This is a genomic window from Hungatella hathewayi WAL-18680, assembly GCF_000235505.1.
In the GTDB taxonomy this organism is placed as follows: domain Bacteria; phylum Bacillota; class Clostridia; order Lachnospirales; family Lachnospiraceae; genus Hungatella_A; species Hungatella_A hathewayi_A.
Genome location: NZ_JH379027.1, coordinates 3121456 through 3137631, shown reverse-complemented (window position 1 = coordinate 3137631; position 16176 = coordinate 3121456). Strand labels below are relative to the sequence as shown.

Annotated in this window: 19 protein-coding genes and 1 riboswitch; of the genes, 18 read left to right on the top strand and 1 reads right to left on the bottom strand. The window is 49.0% G+C overall.

Features of this window, described 5'->3' with window-relative positions; all coding sequences use genetic code 11:
• Window positions 1-3: 3 nt before the first annotated feature.
• The gene (locus HMPREF9473_RS14110; RefSeq protein ID WP_006780809.1) at window positions 4-864 is read right to left on the bottom strand and encodes a helix-turn-helix domain-containing protein; all 861 of its coding nucleotides are present in this window, start codon (window positions 862-864) and stop codon (window positions 4-6) included.
• 181 nt (window positions 865-1045) lie between these two features.
• Here HMPREF9473_RS14110 and HMPREF9473_RS14105 point away from each other — a divergent pair, with 181 nt between their 5' ends.
• From HMPREF9473_RS14105 to HMPREF9473_RS14025, 18 genes are all read left to right on the top strand, one after another.
• Complete coding sequence (locus tag HMPREF9473_RS14105) at window positions 1046-1387, top strand: nucleotidyltransferase domain-containing protein (RefSeq protein WP_006780808.1); 342 nt, start codon at window positions 1046-1048, stop codon at window positions 1385-1387.
• The gene (locus tag HMPREF9473_RS14100; RefSeq protein ID WP_006780807.1) at window positions 1374-1808 is read left to right on the top strand and encodes a HEPN domain-containing protein; all 435 of its coding nucleotides are present in this window, start codon (window positions 1374-1376) and stop codon (window positions 1806-1808) included. The genes HMPREF9473_RS14105 and HMPREF9473_RS14100 overlap by 14 nt, the downstream gene beginning before the upstream one ends.
• 144 nt (window positions 1809-1952) lie before the next feature.
• Entirely contained in the window at window positions 1953-4007 is a 2055-nt protein-coding gene (locus HMPREF9473_RS14095) for a glycosyl hydrolase 115 family protein (RefSeq protein WP_006780806.1), read from the top strand.
• Window positions 4008-4062: 55 nt separating this feature from the next.
• Entirely contained in the window at window positions 4063-4389 is a 327-nt protein-coding gene (locus HMPREF9473_RS14090; protein WP_006780805.1) for a double zinc ribbon domain-containing protein, read from the top strand.
• 201 nt (window positions 4390-4590) lie between these two features.
• On the top strand, window positions 4591-5223 hold the full coding sequence (locus HMPREF9473_RS14085) for an HAD family hydrolase (protein WP_006780804.1): 633 nt from the start codon (window positions 4591-4593) through the stop codon (window positions 5221-5223).
• Window positions 5224-5294: 71 nt separating this feature from the next.
• On the top strand, window positions 5295-5774 hold the full coding sequence (locus HMPREF9473_RS14080) for a GyrI-like domain-containing protein (RefSeq protein WP_006780803.1): 480 nt from the start codon (window positions 5295-5297) through the stop codon (window positions 5772-5774).
• A gap of 114 nt (window positions 5775-5888) precedes the next feature.
• Window positions 5889-6095, top strand: coding sequence for a hypothetical protein (locus HMPREF9473_RS14075; protein ID WP_006780802.1), 207 nt, complete (start codon window positions 5889-5891; stop codon window positions 6093-6095).
• Between the two features lie 63 nt (window positions 6096-6158).
• Window positions 6159-6707 (top strand): hypothetical protein, encoded by a 549-nt coding sequence (locus HMPREF9473_RS14070; protein WP_006780801.1) that lies wholly within the window; start codon window positions 6159-6161, stop codon window positions 6705-6707.
• The gene (locus tag HMPREF9473_RS27930) at window positions 6686-6874 is read left to right on the top strand and encodes a hypothetical protein (protein ID WP_187388711.1); all 189 of its coding nucleotides are present in this window, start codon (window positions 6686-6688) and stop codon (window positions 6872-6874) included. Before HMPREF9473_RS14070 ends, HMPREF9473_RS27930 begins: the two co-directional genes overlap by 22 nt.
• A 129-nt stretch (window positions 6875-7003) precedes the next feature.
• On the top strand, window positions 7004-7777 hold the full coding sequence (locus HMPREF9473_RS14065) for an SDR family oxidoreductase (protein ID WP_034859337.1): 774 nt from the start codon (window positions 7004-7006) through the stop codon (window positions 7775-7777).
• Window positions 7778-7800: 23 nt separating this feature from the next.
• Complete coding sequence (locus HMPREF9473_RS14060) at window positions 7801-8139, top strand: hypothetical protein (RefSeq protein ID WP_006780799.1); 339 nt, start codon at window positions 7801-7803, stop codon at window positions 8137-8139.
• 317 nt (window positions 8140-8456) lie between these two features.
• A riboswitch (cyclic di-GMP riboswitch) is annotated at window positions 8457-8549 on the top strand.
• A 72-nt stretch (window positions 8550-8621) separates the two neighbouring features.
• Window positions 8622-9269, top strand: coding sequence for a signal peptidase I (locus tag HMPREF9473_RS14055; RefSeq protein WP_006780798.1), 648 nt, complete (start codon window positions 8622-8624; stop codon window positions 9267-9269).
• A 142-nt stretch (window positions 9270-9411) separates the two neighbouring features.
• A complete protein-coding gene (locus HMPREF9473_RS26285; protein WP_006780797.1) occupies window positions 9412-10023 on the top strand; it encodes a hypothetical protein in 612 nt (203 codons plus the stop codon).
• A gap of 130 nt (window positions 10024-10153) precedes the next feature.
• Window positions 10154-11839 carry a carboxypeptidase-like regulatory domain-containing protein gene (locus HMPREF9473_RS14045; protein WP_006780796.1) on the top strand — a complete coding sequence of 562 codons (1686 nt, stop codon included), beginning with the start codon at window positions 10154-10156 and terminating at the stop codon, window positions 11837-11839.
• 30 nt (window positions 11840-11869) lie between these two features.
• On the top strand, window positions 11870-12370 hold the full coding sequence (locus tag HMPREF9473_RS26280) for a signal peptidase I (protein WP_006780795.1): 501 nt from the start codon (window positions 11870-11872) through the stop codon (window positions 12368-12370).
• A 1-nt stretch (window position 12371) separates the two neighbouring features.
• The gene (locus HMPREF9473_RS14035) at window positions 12372-12977 is read left to right on the top strand and encodes a hypothetical protein (protein WP_006780794.1); all 606 of its coding nucleotides are present in this window, start codon (window positions 12372-12374) and stop codon (window positions 12975-12977) included.
• A gap of 16 nt (window positions 12978-12993) precedes the next feature.
• Window positions 12994-13890 (top strand): hypothetical protein, encoded by an 897-nt coding sequence (locus HMPREF9473_RS14030; RefSeq protein WP_006780793.1) that lies wholly within the window; start codon window positions 12994-12996, stop codon window positions 13888-13890.
• A 12-nt stretch (window positions 13891-13902) separates the two neighbouring features.
• Window positions 13903-16176 (top strand): leucine-rich repeat protein (locus HMPREF9473_RS14025; protein WP_006780792.1); only part of this gene is annotated, 2274 nt, incomplete at its 3' end.

Sequence of the window (16176 nt, the reverse complement as noted above, 5' to 3'; positions counted from 1 at the left end):
CCATCAGTTTTTACTGATGGGCGCCATGGGAAAGCTGCTGTTTTCAATTGCCTGTTTCCTCTCCAGAGCCTGCTTCCGGTGCTGGGAGGGCGACTGTCCGGTCACTGCCTTAAAAATCCGGTTAAAGTGGGTCACATTTGCAAACCCCACAATCTTGCTGATTTCCGTCACACTCTTATCCGTCTCATGAAACAGCCGCTGCGCATGGCTGATGCGCAGACTGTTCACATACTGGATAATCGTGCTGTTCGTATGCTTCTTAAACTCCCTGCACAGATAGTAGGGACTCAGATAGAAGAGGGAAGCAATCTCATTCAATGTCACCGTCTCCGTATAATTCTCCTGCAAATAATGAAGAATCCCGGTAATCCGGCTTTCCTGTTCCGGCCGCGCCGTATCGGAGACCGTGCGCACCAGCTGAATCAGAAGCTGGTTGAGCAGCAGATACATTTCCTCCTCCGAGTAATGATCCATCAGTTTCTGCTCCTTCAAAATATTGCACATCAGCCCGTGAATCTCCCTCTTCTCATCCGCCTGGTAGACGTGGGCCGCCCCTCCAAGGGCCTCCAACGCTCCCGGCACCGCAATCATTTCCTTCGTAAAATACAGTACCAGCCTCTTAAACGCGCTGTCGCTCTCCCCATAAGAATAATGCATCACATAAGGCGGAAACAGAATAAACTCCCCCGGATTGATACAGTACAATTCATCCCCCGCCATATGAAACCGCTTCCCCGATTCCAGATAATACAATTCAAAGTACTCATGATAATGAGATTTCACCATATTATCATTCATCCCCTGAACCCTCTCCGTAGCAATCTGATTCCCCTGCTCCATCAAAAGCCCCGCCTGGTCAATCATCCGTATCCCTCCTGAAATAACTTCGAATTCTCTGCTGGTAAACGTTAAGATTATTGTACCAAGCTGTTCGAGGGATGGCTAGTCCCAAATCTCATTTTGCAGAAAATAATCAGATATCTTTTCCTTGAATAATCACAGTGTGGAGGGTATAATTGTGATAAGAAATAGAAGGGAGGACATTATGCCAGTATCCATGCAGACATTATTAAAACAGTATACGGAAAATTTGAAAACAGTTTATGGCAGTCATCTGAAAGCAGTCATATTGTATGGTTCCTATGCAAGAGGCGATTACCGGGATGATTCAGATATCGACATTATGATTCTTCTGGATTTATCTGATATGGACATTAAGAAGTATCGGCACCAATTATCTGACCTGACCTATGATTTTAATATGGATAATGATTTGGATATCAAGCCGATTGCAAAGAATAAAAGTCATTTTGAGCAATGGCTGGATGTATATCCGTTTTACACAAATGTAGCCAGGGAAGGGGTGCGGTTATTTGGAGCAGCATAATGAGAAGGGAACCAAAAAAGATTTGGTATTATATAGGATAGAAACCGCAAAAAGTGATTGCAGAGCGGCACAGGTCCTGTTGGATGTAAAAGAATACAGAGGAGCCAACAACAGGGCGTATTATGCAATCTATCATGCTGTTTCTGCTATTCATGCATTGGATGGAAGAAGTTACAAGAGACACAAAGATGCGCTGGCCAATTTTAATAAAGATTATATTAAAACAGAGATTTTTCCAAGAACAATTGGAAGAAGAATTGCCGCCGCCGAAGTAATCCGACATGCCAGTGACTATGATGATTTTTATATTGCGACTTTGGAGGAGGCAAAAGAGCAGCTAGAAACAGCACTGGAATTGATTCAACTGGTGGAGCAGTATTGTGATTTGAATTTACAGGAAGAACCTGGTGAGAGGGGATAAATTTGCAGCAGTTGGAGAAGAGCCAACTGCTGTTTTTCAGATATATCAGATTATAACTGTTGCCATGTAGGAGCAGAGTGGGGTATAATAAATACGATTATGGAATTTAGTTCCAGTGCGAAGGTTACAAAGGAGGCCACAGTTATGGTGAGTTTTATACTGAACCTGGCGACAGTGATTATTAATACGGATTTTCCGGAGGAGCCGGTGCTTCGGGCGGTGAAACGGTTTCGGCGGGATATGGAGATGGCGCTCCGGCCGCTTGGGAAAATGGAGCGGGGGAGTTATGGGATGATTCGGCTCAGCCGCAGGAAGCTGCCGGACGACGATTTCCGCATCTGCATCTCGGAGCGGGACGAGCTGGTGATAGAGGCCGGCAATAACCTGGGAATTATTTATGGCTTTTGCTACCTGAGTCGTAAATATCTGGGAATCCTGCCCTTCTGGTTCTGGAATGACCAGGTGATTGAGAAGAAACAGGCGGTGTGCGTCACCGATTCCATCTACATATCGGAGCCATTTCCGGTAAAATACCGGGGCTGGTTTATCAACGACGAGGTGCTGCTCGACCACTGGAACGGCGGCGTGGATAGTGAATACCCGTGGGAGATGGCCTTTGAGACCCTGCTGCGGTGCGGCGGCAACCTGGTGATACCGGGGATGGATAAGAACGCCAGAAAATACGAAGAGCTGGCATCCGCCATGGGACTGTGGATTTCCCACCATCACTCGGAGCCATTGGGAGCGGAGCAGTTTAGCAGAGTGTACCCGGACAAGACACCCTCCTACAAGAACCACCCGCTGGCCTTCTACAAGCTGTGGGAGGAGGCGGTCAAACGCCAGGCGGACAAACAGGTTATCTGGAACATCGGCTACCGGGGCCAGGGTGATGTGCCCATATGGGTGGAGGACCCCTCCTTCGACACGCCGGAGAAGAGAGGAAAGATTCTGGGCAGCATCATGAAACAGCAGAGCAATCTGGTGAAGCAGTACGTGGATTCACCGGTATTCAGCGTCAGCTTCGACGACGAGACCATGGAGCTGTACCGCCAGGGCCTTTTGACCCTGCCTGAAAATGTGGTTCTCATATGGGCAGATAACGGATACGGGAAAATGGTATCGAGACGCCAGGGCGCCGACAATCCCAGAACCCCGTCCCTGCCGGATATGACCATGGATGCTCTGGGCCACGGCGCCAACTACCGGGTGTCCTACTACGACCTTCAGGCCGCCAACCACATCACCATGCTGCCAAGTTCCACGGAGTTCGTGGGAAAAGAGCTTCAGGAGGCCTACGACAACGGCATCCGTGATATGTGGCTGATCGATTCCTCCAACATCAAACCCCACGTGTTCATGCTGGATTTCATTGCCAGCCAGTGGAGCGGAAGCAGGGAGTCCATGGAGGAGCATTTGAGACGCTATCTGGAGGAATATTTCCCGGCCTGCGTGACACCGAACAAGGACACGACCCTGCGGGACAAGATGGAAGCCTGCTTCCGGGGATATCACGAGGCGGCCCTTGTTTACGGGGAATTTGAGGACGAACATGCGGGAGAGCAGTTCTACAATTACGTCACCAGGGAACTGGCTTGCTGCTGGGTGAAAGACAGCAAGACCCCCTGTGGGAATTTATCCTGGTGCACCAAAGAAGAGACCCTGGATGGCCAGATTCAGTGGTACCGGACCTTCTGCGAGGGCGGAATCCCTGGCTATGCCAGCCTGCTGGAGCAGTGCGAGGAGCTGGCCGCGGAAGCCGGGCAGCTGTGGGAGGATTCCCTGCTGCTCCAGGTCCGCATCTATTACAACTGCATGAAGGGAGCCGTGGAATTCTGCCGGGCCTTTGAGGAGTACCGGAAAGAGGAGTATTACAACTGTTTCTATCTCCTGGGCCAGTCCGCGGACTACTACCGCGCGGCCGTGGAAGCCATGGATCATTGCTCCCACGACAAGTGGAAGGGCTTTTATGAAAATGAATGTCTCACCGACGTCAAAGAGACCGTCTACCTGCTCCGCCGCGTCATGTCCTACATCCGGATTCTGGGCGACGGCCCCTATTTCTACCTCTGGCAGCGCCAGGCATCCTACGCGCCGGAGGACAGCCATGCGATTCTGATTACCAACAAGGAGAATCACATGACAGACGACGAACTGTACGAAGCCATGAAGACCCGCAGGGAAGAAACCGAGCCCCAGTGACATTTCCCCGCGTTCCCCTGAAAACAATGATACTTTGCGAAAGGCAGGACACCCTATGAAATGTGAGACATGTTTATTTGAAAATGCGGAAGGAACCCGCTACTGTCAGCGCTGCGGAAAGAAACTGAAAGCCCACAGGCCCCTCTTCGCCTGGGGCGATACCAAGCCCTGGGCGGGAGCCGGACAGAAAGGCACCTCCATGGCGCCCCTGGGGGCCATGGCCGTCGAAAAGCAGGCCGAGGAGCTGGGCGAAGTGACCGTCCACCGGACCCTGGTCAAGGTATCCCCAATGGAGGATGGCCGCTGGTACTGCCCGGACTGCGGGGAGTTGAACGGAAAGTCCGTTCTGACATGTAAGGGGTGTGGACGTGATTTTACTTAATTGAATTGGAAGATGATAAAAAATAGTGTTTGTACCAGCTGTTTAAGGACGCCTGCTTAACCGCAAATGCGCGTGGGTGCTGGGTTTATAAGAAGCAGGTCATGGGGTGGATGAGAAAATGGTGCCTTGTTTGGTGCCCAAGTGATAGTAATGCCTTGGAGAAGGCGCACCACAGGTTATATAAATTATGTGAGGTTTTTTATGACAACAAAAGCTGTTTGTTTTGATTTAGACGATACTCTAATCAGAGAAATTCATTCTGTTATGCTGCCTTGTATATTGAACGGAAAAGAGAAAGAGCACTCTGTCATACAAGAAAGGGAGGAAACAGGTGAACTTGATTACATAACTGCTGACCACCTTAGAGCGGAGCTTCTTTTAGGACTTGATGAGGCTGTAATAGCAGAACGATTTTTAGAAGTAGCCAAGCCTTTAAAAAATATTTCCGAAACAATTAATACTCTGCACAGCTACGGTATTAAATGTTTATTAATTACCGTAGGACCTTTGCAAGTGGCAAAGGTTGTGGCATCTATATACGGATTTGATAAATATTACGGAAGCGATTATGAGGTTGTATGCGGAAAATTCACAGGTAAAATAGTTAAATACATAAAAGCAGGAAATAAAGTCGATTGTTTAAAAGATTTTTGCCAGATAAACAATATTGCTGCTTGTGACTGCATAGCAGTAGGCGATGGTTCAACAGATATACCTGTTTTCAGGTATTGCGGAAAATCTATTGCATTAAATGCTTCTGATAAAGTGAAAAGTAAGTCAACACATTCTGTTGACACCGATAATCTTTTGGATATTCTGAGCTATATATTATAAGCATTTGACATAGTACGCCTTTGAGGACTAAGGCGTACTCAACAAATTCTAATTTGGAGGAAGAAATAGTAATGTCAAGTTTAGAAGTGAACATAGAATACATCGAACAACAAACAATATATGGATTGTGGAAAAAGTCAAATGACAGAACTATTTCCAAAGATATAAATGCTCTGTCTAAACAGTATTATGCCGTGGTTTCCATGCCGGGGGGAGAGGTGTTACCCTATTTTGTCCTGACCCAAAATTACAATGAGCAAAGTCGCGATTTTGAATTGTTTATTGGCAGTGCGATTGACAAAAGCGGTTTAGAAAGCTACGTCCTTTCAGCCGGCGAGTATGCCAAAATCACAGTAAAGCCTAAATTGGGATTTTTGTGGGGGGCTTCTATTGGAGAGGCAAAACAATATTTCTATACAAAATGGTTGCCTAAAAGTTCCTTTGAAGCATTGAATTTGGAATATGAGTATCACACAGAAAGAAGCAAGGAAAAGCAACCGACGATTGATATTATCTTTGCCATTCGACGAAAAGCTATCGATTTAAATTAGACAAATTCCAGTTTGTCGTGCTGATTTAATTTCGCCTTATTGGATAAAGACAACGAGCGCTTTTGGCGGATAATGTGCAGAACGACAAATCGGTATTTGGAGGAAAGAATAATTATGAGCAAATATAATTCTTTGTGGAAATATATTCAGAAAAACGGAAGTTCATCATTCAAAATGACATTTGCAGAAATACAGAATATTGCTGGAATCCCAATCGACCACTCTTTTCTGAAATACAAAAAAGAACTTACGGAATATGGATATGAAGTTGGAAAAATATCCATGAAAGAGCAGATGGTTATTTTTAATAAGGTAAACTGATAATTTCCCATTTATCGGAACATTGCATTGATGAATGCTTTCAAGGTATGCGAGGTATTTCAGATGATTAAAGGGGCAATTATTAATAAAGGTGAAGATAGGTACACTTCTTTCAAAAAGATATTCAAAGCTCTTAACAATTTTCAAAAAGACTATAATTGGTTAATAACAGATTGTGAGGCATGCCCTGAAAAATGGGGGCACGAAGAACGTATACACCAATCTAAGCATGGAAAATATGCATGGATAAGTGGAGAGGAATTAACCGGAATTATTAATAAAGATGATTTTCAATGGGTGTGGGCTGTATTATCAGGGGTTGATAAAAGCTGTTCAAAAGATGATATTTTGAAGTATGAATTACCATATGCAGATGGTTATGGTGGATTTTGGAAAGAAACTCTTTCAATTCAACATCCGCTTGCTTCAGTAGAACTCGTTGCATGGGATGGTTATTTAACTTTGTTTATAAGTAAAGATGAGGATATTGTAAATTGTTTCAAAAAATCCTTTCCGCTCAGTAGAGATTTAGAGGAATACAATGCAACGCTCAAGGCAAATGAATCAGATGATACGAATCTCTATTATAAATGGTTGCAAGAAAGAACTTAAATTGGCGTTTTACCGAAATAATGGTGTTTCAAAAAAATGACCGCGCAAGCGGTTATTTTTTTGTGCGGGAAAGACTTGCCGGGGAGAGTGGTGCATATATTGGTAAAGGAATCAAATTAGGATTCCGGTTGTCCTGCCGGAATTTCAGAATCGTCCGGCAATTGTGAAAATAATATCACATAATACTGATTATTGTTAAATATTTATTTTAATTGACAAATATTTTCAAATCTGTTATCCTTAAAACAGTAAAAGTTATCATTATTAAAATAGAAACAGGAAAGGAAGGAATGAATGTGAGTACATATGTAATTACCGGTGGGACAACCGGAATCGGAGCTGCCGTTCGGAAATTGCTTCAGGGGCAGGGACATGAGGTATTTAATATTGATTACAAGGGAGGCGATTACCTGGCCGACTTATCCACCGTGGAGGGACGCCAGGGCGCCATTGATGAAGTATTCCGCCGTTACCCGGATGGAATCGACGTGTTAATCTGCAATGCAGGCGTCGGCCCGACGGCGCCGCCCAAGACCATCTTCGCGCTGAACTTCTTCGCAAGCGTGCAGCTGGCGGAGGGACTGCGGCCGCTGCTGAAGAAGAAACACGGCAACTGCGTCATCACTTCCTCCAACTCCATCACCAACATGACCGTCCGCCCGGACTGGGTGGATATGCTGTCCAACGTGATGGACGAGGAGAGAGTCATGGAATTCGCGGAGGACATTCCACGGAACCTGACACCATCCTGTTACAGCTCCTCCAAACGGGCGCTGGCCCGCTGGGTGCGCCGGATTTCCCCGTCCTGGGCGGTTGACGGACTGCGCATCAATTCCGTAGCCCCCGGCAACACCACAACCCCTATGACCCAGGGCATGACAGCAGAGCAGATGGACGCGGCTCTCCTGATTCCTATTCCCACCCGCTACGGCCGCAAGGAGTTTCTGGATGCGGAGGAGATTGCCAACGGAATCGTTTTCCTGGCGTCTCCTATGGCAAGTGGTATCAACGGTGTGATTCTGTTTGTGGACGGCGGCATCGACGCGCTGCTCCGCTCCGAGCAGATTTAAGGAAAGGATAAGGAGGTTTTGACATGACCATATTAGAACAGTTTATCGATTGTATGCAGCAGGGCAATGCCGTGGCGCTGGCGGATTTGTTTAACGAGTACGGCGTCCTTCACGACTCCTCTGTGATGAAGGCCGGCATGGACACCATCCATCTGGAAGGGAAGATGGCCGTGGAAATGATGTTCCACCACAAATTCGGCTTCAACGGCGGTCCATTTCCCATCAAGGGCATCCGCTACAAAGGGGACAACACCGTCTGGTATTTCATCACCTACAACGACCACGTGGTGCCGGTAACGGCATTTCTGTCGGAGGTGGATGACAAGGGAAAAATCAAACGGCTGAACATTTATCCGCTATAAATATTCAGATAATTTTCGAAAAATGCAGCAATTACAACAGTTATGGCGCCTGGAATATACTTCCGGGTGCCGTAATTTTGCTTTCGAAAAGGTAGAATTGCGTAAAAAATAATCTTATTTGAGAAAAAAATAGACAATTAATCATAGAAAAATGAAAATATTAGCGGAAAGCCCAACTAGTTGTGGCTGGAGTGCGAAGAAAACACAATTTCTTATAAAATTCTTAATATTTCTTCATTTTCCGCTTGCAAAATCTGACAACATGAGCGATAATAAAGGTGCGTAGATGAGTTTTCGTCCTAGCAATACAATGACAATTACATATTCGGCACATCTGTTGAAAAGCAGAGTCGCAAAACTTTAGGGGCTAACCCATTTGGAAACGAATGGTATGCCAGCCAGTTGCACATATATTTATTAGCGGAGGGCATGTTTATGCCCTTTTTTTATGTTTAAAACGGAGAAAAGTGGAGGATTTTGATATGGGGAAACGGCGCAGCCAGAAGAAAAAGGGCAGTTCAGGCAGCATTGTCTGGAATATACTTGGGATTGTCCTGTGTGTGATATTGATACCGGTGATTGTGGTAAATGTGGTCCTGATTGTCAACAATTTCAAGGACCCGTCGCATCTGCCGGGGGTGGCGGGATATCGACCTACCATCGTGTTATCCGGTTCCATGGAGCCGGCGTTTTATCCGGGGGACGTGATTCTGATTAAGGACACGGAGAACCCCAGCGCCCTGCAGGTGGGAGATGTCATCTGCTACCAGTATTCCGGGAAGGCAACCACCCATAGAGTGGTGCAGGTGCTGGAGACGGAAGGAAAGGTATCCTATGTGACCAAGGGTGACAACAACAACGTGGAGGACAGACTGGCCGTGGAGCCGGAGCAGATAGAAGGCGTCTGGAGCGGAACCAGAATCCCGGCCCTTGGAAATGTGCTTATGTTCGCCCAGACCAGTATGGGAATGCTGGTGTTGATTATCTGTCCGCTGGCAGCGCTGCTTCTGTGGGATTTGCTGAAGCGGAGAAAAAATGGCAGCAAGGAGAAGAAACGGGCGGAAGAGCTGGAAGCAGAACTGGAAGCGTTAAAGGCGGCCCAGAAGGAGAAGACATCGGGAGATGCCTGAGATTAGGTGTATCCAGCTTCGGAATATGAAGAAAGCTGACTACATAGAGTAGACGTACAAACAATGTATGTGAAACAAAGGCCGGGGACCCAGAGGGTCGGCACAATCGGCGGCGAAGGATAATGAAGGAGGATGTTAAAAGATGAAAGCAGGGAAAGTAGTTAAGAGTTTGGGGATGGCGGCAGTTGCATTGACGTTGGTTAGTGCTTGTATGGTTGGTAGTACGTTGGCGAAGTATACCAGCGAGGTGACTGGAAACGGTACGGCAGTAGTTGCAAAGTGGGCACCAACATTTAACGGTATTGCTGGAACCGATGGGCAGAGTTTTGAAGTAAATTTAAGTGATAGCACTATAACTGATAATACAAAATTGGCTACTGGTAAAATAGCGCCAGGGACTAAAGGTAGTTTTGCAATCGAAGTAGGGCAGGGGGGGTCAGAGGTGGCATTCGATTATACAGTTGCTATTTCTGCCATTACAAATATGCCTAAAAATCTGAAATTTTATTCTGCCGAGAAATGTGAACCAAGTGATGAACTGAATTTTGATTCAGTAAGTGGCATATGTCAGCTTGCTTCAGGCAATGTGAAAGTTGGTGGAACTGTGGAACCGACTACTGTTTATTGGAAATGGGCTGCGGATGGTAGTGATGCAGATGATACAGCAGATGGTGTGAAAGCGGCTGCCGATGCTTCCTTTACTATCACCTGCACAGCAACTCAGATTGACCTTGCACCAGCACCAGCAGCATAATATCAGAAACATATCAATCGGACCGTGCCTCCTGTGCCAGGCACGGCCCATATCAAAGCGTATAAGCCACATACCGGCTTATACGTTTTGACATGGGCAGATACGATTGTGATAAAGAGGAAATCAGCGGATGACAGAACAGGAGAGTACCGGGAAAAAAGAAGATAACGACGGACTAAACATATTAACGCCTATATTCCTGGTGTTAAGCCTGGTTATGGTGTGCTTACTCTTCGCCTCCAGCATCCTGATAGGAAGTTATACGAAAAACAACATCGAAACTCCTCCATCCAGCGTCATCGTAGCAGGCAGTGAGGGGGAGGAAGCCACCCCTATTCAGATAGCAGGTGTTGTCAGCTATCCGGACGGCACGCCCATCCCCAATCACAAAATCCAGCTTCACAGCGTGGTCCAGGAGACGGTTACCGACGAGAAGGGCTGGTTCTTATTTGAACACGCAAGTCCGGTACGGCACGAACTGATTGCCGTTGATGACCAGGGCAATTCCATCGCGTCTGTGATTCTCGATTTACGCCTTGAAAATGAGGGAAATAGCTTCAAAGTGAAAGATATGGAGGACGGGAGAGTCAATGTTGCTCTGTCCTCTGATGTTTTTTATATCGAAATGAATATCAAACTGGATACCGGCAGCGGCACTTTGACAGTGAACCCGGATTTATGCTATGGGGCCAGTCATGAGGGAAGTGTATACACCGCAGATGGCGCTCTTGACGTCAGCCGCGGCATTATCATCCTTCCATCCGGTACCGTTATCAACCAGCAGAGCGAGGTCATTCACTACCCCGTTGTGGTTCAGAGTGATAGTACGGTGGTGCGGATACCGGAAGAGGGCATGACATTGCCCGATGGCACCATTATTACAAAAGAGGAAGTAACTTTGCCGGATGGCACATCCGTGAAGTCTGGCGGAGAAGTGATAAAGCCGGATGAGCGGCAGCCCGGTCAGGAAGACACAGCGGGAGCGGCATCTTCCGGAAACATGAGCAACACAGGCGACACGGACGGCGCCGGCAACCCCGCTAACGGACAGGAAGGCGGAAACCCACCATCATCCGACGGCCAGAATGGCTCCGGAGCAATTCAGCTTCCCGGAGAAACCAACGCCGACAATGGATTTACCAACGACAACGTTACCATCATAGATGGAAACGACAAAAATGATCCCAACCACAGCTCCAGCGGTGGCAGCAGTGGCGGTAATAGTGGCGGTAGCAGTGGCAACAACGGTGGCAATCATGGCGGAGACAATAGTGGCGGCGACGATGGCGGCAATGACAACCCCACCCAGCCGGAGAGCCAAGCCCCTCTCACCATATCCGGTGAAAACCGGGATGGCCAATGGAATGCCTGGGTGGAAAACCAGCAGATTGATTTGTTTTACCACCAGAACGAGACTGCCGAGAACGGGGAAATCCCTGTGATTCGCCCCGGCTCCTCCGGCTGGTATTCCTTCGACGTGCAGAACACCAATCACCGTTCCGTCACCATGTTTATCCGCATGACGGAGGACACTATTCACCTGCCGCTGCGTTTCCGGCTTCTCCAGATTTCGGAAAGCGGCGAGAACGTCATCACCGACTGGACCACCCCCATGACACGGGGGCACAGCGTGATGCTGCTGGACGGACAGCAGATAGGGGCGGACACCACCAGCCATTACCGAATCGAGTGGGTGTGGCCCTACGAGACCGGAATTCCAGGGGATGATGAAAATGATACTGCCGTAGCCAGCCGGGAATCCGTGGCGGAGCGGACGTATTTGCTGAATATGGGCATCTATACAGAGGACAATTAAGACGAGAGACATGACAAAGGGGATACGGACATGAGACGTGTGGTGAAAATATTACAGGCAGCCGGGTACGTGGTGCTTGGATTTCTGGTAGTGGTAAATCTGTGGCTGATGGCCCAGCGCTTTCTGTTTCACGAGACCATGCCGTCATTTCTGGGATATACCCCGGTATATGTGCTGTCAGGCAGTATGGAGCCGGCATTTTCAGCAGGGGATATGATTCTCATCACGGAGAAGCCGGAATACCAGGTGGGCGATGTAGTGACCTACCAGATGGGGAGCCAGACGGTGACCCACCGGATTATCGGGGAGGAAGACGGGCAGTTCCTGTTGCAGGGGGACGCCAACAACACGCCTGATATTGACCCGGTGGAGAAGGAGCAGATTCTGGGAAAACAGGTGGCTGTGATTCCTTATCTGGGCTGGCTGATATCATTTTTGAGAACACCGGTTGGCCTGGTGGTGCTGGTCTTCGCCGGCGTGGTTCTGGTGGAGCTGCCATACTGGATTGGAGATAAAGAGGGGGATTCATGAAATGAGGAAGAATCATAGGAGAAACAGGGGGCGCAGACCTCTCTGGATGTATCTGGTGTATGTGATTCTGATAGGAGGAATCTTCGGGGCGACGACCTATGCAAGGTATACGTCCCAGGTGACCGGAATTGGGACGGCGACGGTGGCTAGATTTGCAGTGAATTCCAATGTAGATGAGAGAATGACGGTGGCGGTGCCAACTGAGGTCGGTAAATCGGCCTCCACACAGTTTCAGGTGTCTAATATAGATGCCGATGGGAAAGTCAGCGAAGTGGCACTGGAATACACAACTCAGGTCGCATTTGTAGGGGAGGTGCCCTTTGAATTTGCGCTGGTAGACATGACGGCAGAGAATATGGAGAAAAATGGAACGAGAGTGGTTTTAAAGGCAGGAGTAGGTGACCCCACAAACCTCATTATTGACAGTGAGAAGGGGACATTTCCCATGGGAGTACCGACAACTCATACCTATAAATTGGTAGTTACGTGGCCGAAAGAGGCTAATGATGCGGTCTATGCGGCGTCCACCAACGCAGTCACCTTGAAGGTGGACATTTCCCAGGCAGACCCATCCATAAAAGAAACGGAACCAAGTATGGCAGAATAACAGGAGGTGCGGTCAATTGAAAAAAAGAAAAAGATTGCACCATGACAGGACAGACAGAGCAAAAAATGAGCATGGTTCCTCCGGAAAACCCAGACGTCACCACATTTCCATGGGAATCGGGCTGTGGATTATCACGATCTACTGCCTGCTGATGATGGTGGGGATGGGAACATTTTCCAGGTACCGGAAGGAATTTACCAGCAACGGCAACGGGATTGCCAAGAGCTTCTATTTCACCAGCGAGCTGGAGCAGGAGCAGAGTCTTTACCGAAGCCGGTCGGCCAGTGCGGTCCATGAGCTGTACGGCTGGACGCCGGGGGAGGAGTACACCTTCCTGGTGGGGGTGCAAAACTATACGGACGCATACCATGTGACGGAGGAGCCGATTTACTATGAGGTGAAAACGCCGTCGTCATTTACTTATAAAATACATGGGGACTCCGATATGAATGGGAAGATTGGCGGGGATGGAAGCCCGGAGAACCAGACCATTGCCATAACAGTTCCCGCGGGCTGGACGCCGGATAACGCGGCTTATCCCGCCTTCAACGTGGTGATTCAGTCGGTGCAGGACGCGGCTGGAAAAGGATATGTGAAGACCATCAGCCTCCGGTTCCTTCTGGTGGAGGGGGAGAGCTATGTGGAGTGCGAGGCGGAGAACCACACGGACTATGTGGATTTGCTGCTGGGTGTCAGTGGGGCGGGAAGCGTTTCCATCGAATGGCCCGCAGGGCTGACGCCGGACAATACCAACCCCTATCTGACGGAGGCGACGACACCGCCTTACCGGATTGGGTTTGAGACAGTAGACAGCTGCCGCCTGAGATTTTTGATGACGGGGGCGCTGGGGGATACGGATGCATTTACGGTAACTGCGGATAACGTGGTGAAAACGGTTATGATACCGCGGTAGGAGGAAGACTGCATGAAGACAAAAGGACGTTTGAGGAGGGCAATCTCCATATTATTGATATGTGCCCTGATTACAACCGTAATCAAAGGCCCCCTCTTTCTTACGTTTGCGACCAGCAGGGAAATGAAGATGGACATCGGCGTCGACGGGGACAATGTGACGGCGGTGCTGACCAGCGACGGACACCTGACTATCAGCGGGCACGGGGAAACTCTGGATTACACGGAGGAAACAGTGCCGTTTGCGGATTATGTGGGGAAGATTACGTCGTTGGAGATAAAAGCGGGGGTAACCTCTATCGGTGACTACCTGCTGTATAACTGCGGCAATTTGTCAGGAGAACTGGTGCTTCCGGGGACGCTGGTGCGGATAGGGGATTATGCGTTCAGCGGCGACAGCAAGGAGGATGCACCGAAGTTTCATGATATCGTTAATAAATTCACAAAAGCGGAGGTTGTGACGCCTCTTGATGAGGAACTGGATGGCCTGGGAGAAGGGCTGGAAGGGGAGACGACTGAGGCGGTGGAAAGTCCGGAGGGCGGAGAAGGCCTGACAGGTGGAGAACATGCGGCCGGCGATGGCGCTGAGGGGGAGAACTCGGCGGGTGAGACGGAAGCTGGGGAGGAAGATAAGAAGGGGCAGAGTGGAAGCCAGAGTGGTGGACAGAATGCTGGTCAGACTGGTGGAAATGCTGACGGAAACCAGAGCGGTTCCGGCACATCAGATAGTAAACCGAATACCAATACAGAAGAAAAGCCAACGAATGGAAACCATGGAAATGCCGCTGAAACTCAGCCAAGCGACAGTACCAATGCAACCGGCGACCAAAATAAAGAAAGCCATTCTGATAATGGTGGAAATGAAAGTCAGGATAATGGCAATCAGTCCAATGACGGACAGGGAAGTGACCAGAACGTCGGCGATAACAGCCAATCCGGCAGCAGTCAGACAGATGCACCTGCTTCGGAAGCCCCTGCTTCGGATGCACATGTTCCGGAAGCCTCGGCGGGAGATTCCCAGTCCGGCGGGAATTCTGGAAATGGCAGTGATGGAGCGTCTGACCAACCAGCAGAGGACAATCAGCAGGTGCCGGACAATATCCAGATTTTTGGCTATCAGACAACGGATATAGCACCGATTCTCATGCAGGGAACTGCCATGGTGCGACGCAGCGCCAGAGACCATGTCTGGGTGACGTCCAAACTGTCAGATGGCGTTGAATCACATGATTCCCAAGGATCAAACACAGCGCAGGGAGGCGGTTCATCGACCTCTAAAGAGACCAATTCTTCCCAGACATCCGGCGGAACTTCCAAACCAGGCAGTGGTACTGCGAATACGGGTGGAAATAACTCCTCAGGAAGTACGGGAACAGGAAACAGCGGAACCGCATCCAATACTACGGAAAAGATAGACGGTGGAACGAAAGCAGATACCACAGATACCACTGGTAGCACCAATAACACTCATACAACTGATAATGGTAATAACGCTGCTAACGGCAATGACACGACTAACGGCAACGGCAGTACCAACGGTAATACCAGTACCAATCCCAATAACAGTACCAACGCCAATAATGCTGATACCAGCGCCTCCTCCGGTGCCAACAATGGAGTCGACGGAGAAACTTCACTGGAAGGCATGGAGGATACGACAGATGCTAACGGAGAATCTGCCACCGAAGAAGGACTGCAAGGAAGCGAAGGTCTGGACGGCAGCGAGGGCCTCCAAGACAGCGAAGGCATGCAAGACAGCGAAAGTCTGCAAGGCGGCGGAGCCGGCGCAGGAGACGGTTTGTCGGGCAATGGCGCGGGAGACGGTCTGTCAGGCAACGGCGCAGGCCCAGACGAATCCCTGCCGGAGGAATTATCCACCGAAGAAACAGAGGAAACAGAAGAATACCTGGTAGAGACCATCACCGAGCAGGAAATCGGCGAAGAGATTTTCTACATCGGTCAGAACGGCATTTACCAGTGCAGTGAAGAAAATATCACCTTTATAGAAGCAACGGAAGCCGCTGGCTACAAGCGTGTGGAGCGGATGGTAAAGGTCTCCCTGGATGACGTATCCATGACCCTTCCCATCACAGAAGGCGCCCTGACGGCCCCGGAATGTCCATCGGAACTTACCAGCCCTGACGCCAGCGGCATCAGCCTGTTCAGCCAGACATTTGCCGGCTGGACCCTGGAGGAAGACTGGCAGAACGATGGCGCCGATGCCATGGATATCCAGGTATACGAGCCAGGAGATTTTATCCCATCGATGAGGAATGGGACACGGTCG